At 68.7% G+C, this 230-nt stretch carries 1 protein-coding gene; it reads right to left on the reverse strand.

Annotation, left to right across the window (positions count from 1 at the left end):
- A partial coding sequence (locus SB772_RS46190; RefSeq protein WP_410839291.1) for a DUF3100 domain-containing protein occupies positions 1 to 230 on the reverse strand: 230 nt, incomplete at both ends.

Raw genomic sequence — 230 nt, forward strand, 5'->3', positions numbered from 1 at the left:
GGTCGACGCCTTCGTCGTGCGGCCGATCAGCGGTTCGAGCACGCGATAACCCCAGACCGCGAGCGGCAGCGAGATGAACAGCGTGAAATACGTGCCGATGGTGGTCGTGATCAGGTTGCTGGCCGCCGCGAACGCGAGCACCGACTTCGCGGTTTCGGCGTCCTGCTGCGCGGCGATCGCGCCCGACGCGGCCGCCATCATGCTGCCCGAGCCGACGCCCGAACCCATCG

Source organism: Paraburkholderia sp. SIMBA_030, from assembly GCF_046535245.1.
In the GTDB taxonomy this organism is placed as follows: Bacteria; Pseudomonadota; Gammaproteobacteria; order Burkholderiales; family Burkholderiaceae; genus Paraburkholderia.